Origin of the sequence: Williamsia sp. (genome assembly GCF_036566845.1) — a bacterium.
In the GTDB taxonomy this organism is placed as follows: Bacteria; Actinomycetota; Actinomycetes; order Mycobacteriales; family Mycobacteriaceae; genus Williamsia.
In genome coordinates this window covers 1-7,082 of the sequence record NZ_DATCVM010000232.1, presented here as the reverse complement: position 1 = coordinate 7,082, position 7,082 = coordinate 1, and the positions used below count along the sequence as shown (strand labels likewise).

The following is a 7,082-nucleotide window of genomic DNA, read 5'->3' as shown; positions in this document are numbered from 1 at the left end:
TTGGGCGGTCAGCGTTGTTCCTTCAAGGAAAGAATCCCTGTCGGTGTTACCGGCCCCAGACTCTTGCTCTCCGGCGCCTCACTCGCTGACTCGACAAAAGTTACGGGAACACCACACCCACCGTCAAATCGCCTGGTCCGCAGCAGATTCGAGATACGTCCACGCAGGTCAGCGCCGATGCGAAGTCGTCCCGACCACCAGCCAGGACGCACCCGTCGGCGAAAGCGATCCTTGTGATGACCGCCACCCAGTGGTTGCAGCGCGTTGCGTTGACAACTGCGTCGGTGACGATCGGGGTCAGAACCTGACCGAATGTGCTCCCGTACCAACCTTTTGGACAGTTACCTCAGCCACCGAGGTAGCCGTAGCGTCAGGGAATGGCGATCGCAACACTCAGCCCAGGCAAATACGAGTCGAATGGTATTGCGGTGCAACGCCTTCTGCACCCGATCCCGGGGCCGGTCGCCGTCGACGCGAATGCGGATCACGCCCCCGGCCAGGCGGTACACCTGACCCACAGCTTCGGTCTCGAGTCGATCTCGGACGCGGCCATGGTTGCCGAGCTGCTGAAGTTGGTCGAATCCGGCGCCCTGTCGGGACAAGCGGACTTCGAGGCGGCGGCACTCGGTCTGGTGCTCACCTGCGCCGACGACCCAGCCCTGTGCTGGCAGGCGTTCTATGACAATTCGCTCGAGGAACTGACCACCGGCCGATCCCCGTTTGCGTCGGTCCACCACCGCGCTCTGTCCCAGCTCGCCGGGTCCAGCGTCCTCGAGGTGGGAAGTTGCTTCGGTTTCTTCGCACTTCGTGCGGCACACGCCGGGTTCGATGTTCAGGCCTGCGACATCTCGCGGGGCGCAGTCGAGCTGCTGAACACCGCCGCCGAACGCCTGGGCCTGCCGGTGCAGGCGCGCGTCGGTGACGCACTCGCACTCCCGTACCCCGATGCCTCCGTCGACACGGTGACGCTGATCCACCTGCTCGAACACCTTCCATCGCAGGTCGACCTGGCGATTGCGGAGGCACTTCGAGTGGCTCGCACCCGAGTGGTGATCGCGGTCCCTTATGAGGATGAGCCCAGCCCACACTTCGGGCACCATCACGTAATCACACCCCGCACACTCGTGACCTGGGCCAGGCGTGCCTGCCACGCCGGCGCGGAGATCTTCGAGGACAACGGCGGATGGCTGATCCTCGACGTGCCGCCGACTCCCTAGTACCGCGAGACTCGCGGGACTAGATCAAGCCCCTCTTGCTGGCCAGGTACACCGCTTCGGTGCGTTTACTGACGCCCAGCTTGCGGATGATGTTCCGGATGTGAAACTTCACCGTCGACGGCGAGATGAACAGGGTCTCGCCGATCTTCTTGTTCGCACAACCGTCCGCCAGGAGGCGAAGAACCTGCCGTTCTCGCTCGGTCAGTGTCTCGGCGTTCCCCTGGCCAGTGACGGCGCGGAGCACCACGGCGGCGCTGCGCGGGTCGAAAGCGCTGTCACCGCGCGAAACCGATTTGATGGCTCGCACCAGTTCGGTGGTGTCGATGTCTTTGACCACGTACCCCTTGGCGCCACTCCGGACCGCACGGACCACCAGTTCGTCGTCGAGAAATGTCGTGAGAACCAGTGCCGCGATGGATGGGTACCGTCGCGACAGCTCGCTGATCAGTCGCAACCCCTCGTAGTCGGCACCCGCGGTCAGCTTGAGGTCCACCACTACCACGTCAGGCGCGCAGATGCCGACGCCTTCGAGCGCTTCGTCGACCGTATTGGCCTCTCCGACAACCGATATCGACTCCTCGCGTTCGAGCAGAGATCGCATGCCCTCCCGGAGCAACGCGTGATCGTCAACCAGCATCGTCCGGATCGGCCGGGGACTCTCCCGACGAAGATGTTCGGCAGTACTCATGACATGGTCCCCTTGTGCTCGGTCGGGATCTCGACAACCACCCGGACGCCCCCAAGCCGGGAGCGGCGGATCCGAAAGTCACCACCCAATTCCATTGCGCGCGAGCGCATGTTGGCCAGCCCGTGGTGTCGGCCGGACAGATCTCCGACGGTTGCTGCCCGCATCACCCGGCGCATGTGGTCGGGATCGCCGGCGCCGTCGTCGTCGACCGTGAGCCGGACATCGTCCTCGCCGTACGTGAGGGCGACCTTGGCGTGGGTGGCCCGCGCATGGATCGCGGTGTTGAACAGCGCCTCTCCCGCGATGCGCAGGATTGCATGCTGCAATTCGTGGGAGAGATCGCGCTGCTTGCCGATCACCCTCACGTCGGTGCTCAGGTCTGCGGGCATGTGCATCGAACACAGTTCTTCGAGGATCGCGGTCAGATCTCCCGCACCTGCGGACGGCGTGTGGTTAAGGGTGTAGATGACCGATCGCACCTGCTCCACGGCGTCTTTGGTGAGTTTCCCGGCGACTTCGAGGCGCTGCGCGGTAGCCGGATCTGCATCGATGCGACAGACCTCGATCTGAACCCCCGCCGACAACACCGACTGCGCCACCGAGTCGTGCAACTCACGCGCGATCCGGGCTCGCTCTGTGTTGAGGACCTCCTGGCGCATCGCGGCCGACAGTTCCCGCTGCGTCCGTTCGAGTTCGTAGTTGCGTTCGGCCAGATGGGTCGCGTGGCGCTGGCTGTCCTCGTACGCGCGCTCAACCTGGACCAACAGCGCTCTGCTCTCGTCGAACAGCGCCGCATTCAGCAACGCAACGGTCGCCTGACCGGCAAGGATCCGCAGCACCACGACGTCCGTTGGATCTATACCGTGTGTGTGTGGAACCCAGGCGGAGAGGCCACCGACAACCTCACCGTTGAGCTCCACCGGCACGTGGACGTGGTGTTTGTCGATGACCGGCCGGCTCAGTCGCGCCACCTGCCCGCGCAAGATGTCGTTGAGACGGTTGAGAACCTCGTCGGGCAGACCGGTCGGCTCGATGGCCGAGTCCACGCCTTCGAACGCGTAGACCGCACCCGCGGAGTCCATCATCAGGTGCCGGGGTCCTGTCCGTTCGAGTCTGCCGTCGCTGAGCGCGAACAGCACCCACTCGGCGCCGAGGTGTTCACGCGCGGCGTCGACGACCGCGATCACCAGCGCCTCGGGTCCCTCGGCGGTCTGCACCAACGCACGCGAAATCCGTTCCAGTGCACCGACAACGCGCGTCAGTCGCTGCTCTACACCGCGAAACTGCGCGTAGTGCGTGCCTTTGACCGATCGAAGACCGACCAGCATTTCGAGGTTGTCGTCGACAAGCCTTTCGAGGTTGGCCTCGACAGGCGTTTCGCGGCCGTCGGCCCCGCCCCCTGGAGTCACAGCGCGTCCAGATAAAGACCGGCGACCGTGTCATGGTCGGGTTGGCGCGGATTGGTGGCCATACAGGAATCGGCCAGCGCGTGGACCGACAACGAGGCGATGTCGGACTTCTGCACACCCAGCGGAGTCAGGGTGCCTGGCATTCCGATCCGGGCCGCGAACTTCGCAACCTGATCGGCCAGCCGCTCGGCGACCACCATCGCAGACCCGTCCGTCGCGATCCCGACCGCACCGGCCAGATCAACAAAACCGTCGGCACACACTTCGGCGTTGTACCGGATGACATGTGGCAGCAAGACCGAGTTGATGGCTCCGTGCGGGGCGTCGCACTGCCCGCCGACGGGATGACTCATCGCGTGCGCGGCCCCGAGGATCGCGTTGGTGAACGCCATCCCGGCCTCGAGCGACGCATACGCCATCGCCACCGACGCCTCCGGATCGGAAGGTTCGTCGACAAGTCGTTCCAGGTTGCGCCAGGTCGTCGAAATGGATTGCAGTGCAAGGTTGTCCGTCATCCGACTTCGTGCGATAGAGACGTACGCCTCGATGCAGTGCGTCAGCACGTCCATCCCGCACTGTGCGGTCACATCCGACGGAACGGTCGCCAGGACCCGCGGATCGACCACGCTCACATCCGGGACCAGACCGCGCCCGATGATCGTGACCTTGGTGGAGCGGGCCAGATCATTGACGATGCAGAACTGCGACACGTCCGATCCGCTGCCCGCAGTGGTCGGGATCGCGACCACCGGCGGCAGCGGGCGGCTCGCTCGGTCGATGCCCTCGTATTCGAGAATGTGTCCGCCGTTGGAGGCAACGATCGCAACGCCTTTGGCCGCGTCGATCACCGAACCGCCGCCGAGCGCCATGATCCCGTCGCATCCGGCGCGTGTGTACGTCTCGAACGCGGCGGTGATCTCACCGGCACGAGGATTGGGCGAGACTCCGGTGAAACGTTCGGCCTGCAGGCCGACCCTGGTGATCCGGTCGGTCAACTCATCGAACCAGGCGGTGGCCGCGACCCTGGCATCGGACACCAACAGGGGGCGGCTCATCCCGAGCCGCGAGGCCGCGAGCGCGGCCTCGGCGAGGGCACCTTCTCCGATGATCATCTCCGGTGCGTGGAACTTGACCACCCGAGGCGACGGACTACTGCGCGTCATCTCTCATTCCTACTCCGACTCCGACTCCGCCCCGTCGAGCGTCGTGATCCCGACCCACATCCGACACTACTTTCTGAGGACTGCACAGGTCACGACAACGCGGTTCCCACCTCGTCGGCGCGCTCGATGAGTTCGGCGGCATCACGGGCCGACACCACCGCGTCGCAGTGTGTCGAGTAGTCGGTCATGCCGCACCCCGTCTGATCCCAATAGCGAGACGGCTCGGGCGTGATCCAGGCCAGCCGGTGGGTGCGGCGGCGCAGTTCGGCCAGCAGCTCGGGCCGGGCCGAGAATCCGTTGCTGCGGGCGTCTCCGACGAACAGCACACTCGTCCGCCGGTCGAGCGCACCACCATGGGTGGTGAGCAACCGCTCCAACACCTGCCCGTAGTCGCTGGTGGCGGCCAAGTCGAGTCCCGGCGCAGACAACACCCTGGTCAGTGCGTCCTTGCCATGACCGACCAGCAAAGAGGTGGTGACGTCCACCGGATCGTCGACAAACGCCAGCACAGTGCAGCGGTCGGCGATCTCGTGCATCGATTGGGCCATCCGCAGGATGAATCCGGCGACCGGCCGGACCGACAGGGACACGTCCGCGACGATGAGCAATCTGATCCGCCCCGGCACCCGGGTTCGGCGGTACAGATGCACGGGGTCGCCGTCGGTCTTCAGCGCGGCCCGCAGTGTGTGCCGGATCGCGAGTCGCCCGCTCCCCTCTCGCCGGGCACGGGTACGCGGGGCACCTCGCATCCGGCGCACGATCCGGTGACAGGCCAGGTCGATGTCCGCGCGGGACACCGCCGCCGTCTCGGAGGAGGAGCCGGCCGCCTCGCTGACGTTCGGCGGTGGCGTCCAGGCCGCCACGAACGCCTCGATGGCGGCGAGTAAGTGATCGAGCTGGGCGCTGGTGAGGTCGTCGTCGCCCGCCTTGCCGTACACGCGTCGAGCGTCATAGTTGTCGAGGCCGGCCAGTATCGACTCTGCATCGGCAACCGTGAGGACCCCGGAGCTGACCCGCATCGGCGAGGAGGCCATGTCCCCGACCTCTGCGGCGCCGGCGTTGTCGACCTCGATGGTGTAGGTGATACCGCCGGACACAGAGTCCGAATCAGGGTCCACGGCAAGGGATTCCGCACCGGACGAGACGGTAAAGTCGTTCTCTTCGCGGTGCGCGGAGTCGCCGTGCCGCTCCTGCGCTTCGGGGTCGTTCTCGAAGAGATCACCGATCTCATCGGTGTGTTCGTCGGCACCGATCATCCGGGAGGCGCCTTCGAACTCCTCGTCCCAGCCGAACTCCTGCGGCAGACCGCCCGGAGTCCCACGGACCTTCGGCAATGCGTCCCCGTCGTCGGCGGCCAGTGGGCCGTCGACGAAGAGTGCCTGGAACACTGCCGAAAACGCATCGACCTCATAGGCATACTTGACGGTCACCGACTTCAGCGCCGGACGCAACGTCGACAATTCGCTACCGTATATCGCGAGCACCCGGCGCACCTCGATCGTCTCGGCGGGTGACACCCGGACACCACACCTGCGGAGCATCCGGCTGAACGCGCCCGCCACCACGTCGAGCACCGGGTCGCGAAGCATGACCGCTACCGCCTGCTCGCCGACCGTGCGCGACCGGCGCCGAAGGCTGCCGCGGTCACCGAAGCCCCCGGACTGCTTCCGTCCGCGGCGATTTCGGTGGCTCCCCGGGCGTCCTCCGCCCGCTCGTCACGGCCGAGGTTCTCCAACGCGGTGTCGACGTCGGCGCCGAACTTGACCAGCAGCGACAACAGCGCCCGCGTCCGGTCCGGCGAATCGACCCCCAGGAAAGCCGTGGCCCGTGCCGCGTCGATGACCTCTGCGATCGACGGACTCTTGCGCAGTGCCATCGCCCGCAACCGACCGGCCAGTGCCACCACATCGGCAATGGCCGACTCCTCGATCTCCGGGGCTCGCAAGGCGACGATCTCGCGCTCGCGGGCCGCATCGGGATAGTCCACGACGTAGTGGATGCAGCGCCGCTTCAGCGCCGCCGACAGCTCGCGAGTGTCGTTGGACGTCAGGATGATCCACGGTTCCGAGCGTGCCGTGAAGCTACCCAACTCGGGGATGCTGACCTGTCGTTCGGCCAGCACCTCCAGCATCACCGCCTCCATCGCCTCATCGGTGCGGTCGATCTCATCGATCAACAGCACCACGGGTTCCGGCGACAGAATTGCCGCCAGCAGCGGCCTGGCCACCAGGAAGTCCTCGGTGAATACACCGACGTCCTTGCGGGCCAGGGCCGCCGAGGCCGACGACAGATCTTCGTACTCTGCGAGCTCCGCGGTGATGCGATCGCGGAGCATCTGGACATGAAGGAGTTGGCGGGCGTAGTCCCACTCGTACAGTGCCCGGGCATCATCGAGACCCTCGTAACACTGCAGGCGGATCAGCCGGCGTCCTGAGGCCGCCGCCAGGGCTTTGGCGAGTTCGGTTTTGCCCACACCCGCCGGCCCTTCCAGCAACAGTGGGCGTTCCAGTGCCGTCGCAAGGTGTGTCACCACCGCCAGGTCGCGGTCGATGACGTAGTCCACCTCCCGGAGCGCGGTGGCCAGCGCCACCGGACCGTCGAACCC

Annotated in this window: 6 protein-coding genes; 1 reads left to right on the top strand and 5 read right to left on the bottom strand. The window is 65.9% G+C overall.

Annotated features, from left to right (window positions below; genetic code table 11):
- Positions 1–377: 377 nt before the first annotated feature.
- A complete protein-coding gene (mftM, locus tag VIQ49_RS21970) occupies positions 378–1,217 on the top strand; it encodes a mycofactocin oligosaccharide methyltransferase MftM (RefSeq protein WP_331888640.1) in 840 nt (279 codons plus the stop codon).
- A gap of 19 nt (positions 1,218–1,236) precedes the next feature.
- Here the strand turns inward: mftM and VIQ49_RS21965 are convergent, their stop codons facing one another.
- The 5 genes from VIQ49_RS21965 to VIQ49_RS21945 all read right to left on the bottom strand — a co-directional run.
- On the bottom strand, positions 1,237–1,905 hold the full coding sequence (locus VIQ49_RS21965) for a MadR family response regulator transcription factor (protein ID WP_331888638.1): 669 nt from the start codon (positions 1,903–1,905) through the stop codon (positions 1,237–1,239).
- Entirely contained in the window at positions 1,902–3,233 is a 1,332-nt protein-coding gene (locus VIQ49_RS21960) for a MadS family sensor histidine kinase (protein ID WP_331888646.1), read from the bottom strand. The genes VIQ49_RS21965 and VIQ49_RS21960 overlap by 4 nt, the downstream gene beginning before the upstream one ends.
- Positions 3,234–3,310: 77 nt before the next feature.
- Complete coding sequence (locus VIQ49_RS21955) at positions 3,311–4,477, bottom strand: iron-containing alcohol dehydrogenase (RefSeq protein ID WP_331888636.1); 1,167 nt, start codon at positions 4,475–4,477, stop codon at positions 3,311–3,313.
- An 89-nt stretch (positions 4,478–4,566) separates the two neighbouring features.
- A complete protein-coding gene (gene madC / locus VIQ49_RS21950) occupies positions 4,567–6,066 on the bottom strand; it encodes a MadC family VWA domain-containing protein (RefSeq protein WP_331888634.1) in 1,500 nt (499 codons plus the stop codon).
- Between the two features lie 5 nt (positions 6,067–6,071).
- The coding region (locus VIQ49_RS21945) for a MadB family AAA-type ATPase (protein ID WP_414731687.1) at positions 6,072–7,082 on the bottom strand (1,011 nt) is incomplete at its 5' end.

Coding starts and splice junctions, on each gene's coding strand:
- mftM (WP_331888640.1), top strand. CDS start 378: ATGGCGATCGCAACACTCAGCCCAGGCAAATACGAGTCGAATGGTATT.
- VIQ49_RS21965 (WP_331888638.1), bottom strand. CDS start 1,905: ATGAGTACTGCCGAACATCTTCGTCGGGAGAGTCCCCGGCCGATCCGG.
- VIQ49_RS21960 (WP_331888646.1), bottom strand. CDS start 3,233: ATGCTGGTCGGTCTTCGATCGGTCAAAGGCACGCACTACGCGCAGTTT.
- VIQ49_RS21955 (WP_331888636.1), bottom strand. CDS start 4,477: ATGACGCGCAGTAGTCCGTCGCCTCGGGTGGTCAAGTTCCACGCACCG.
- madC (WP_331888634.1), bottom strand. CDS start 6,066: ATGCTTCGCGACCCGGTGCTCGACGTGGTGGCGGGCGCGTTCAGCCGG.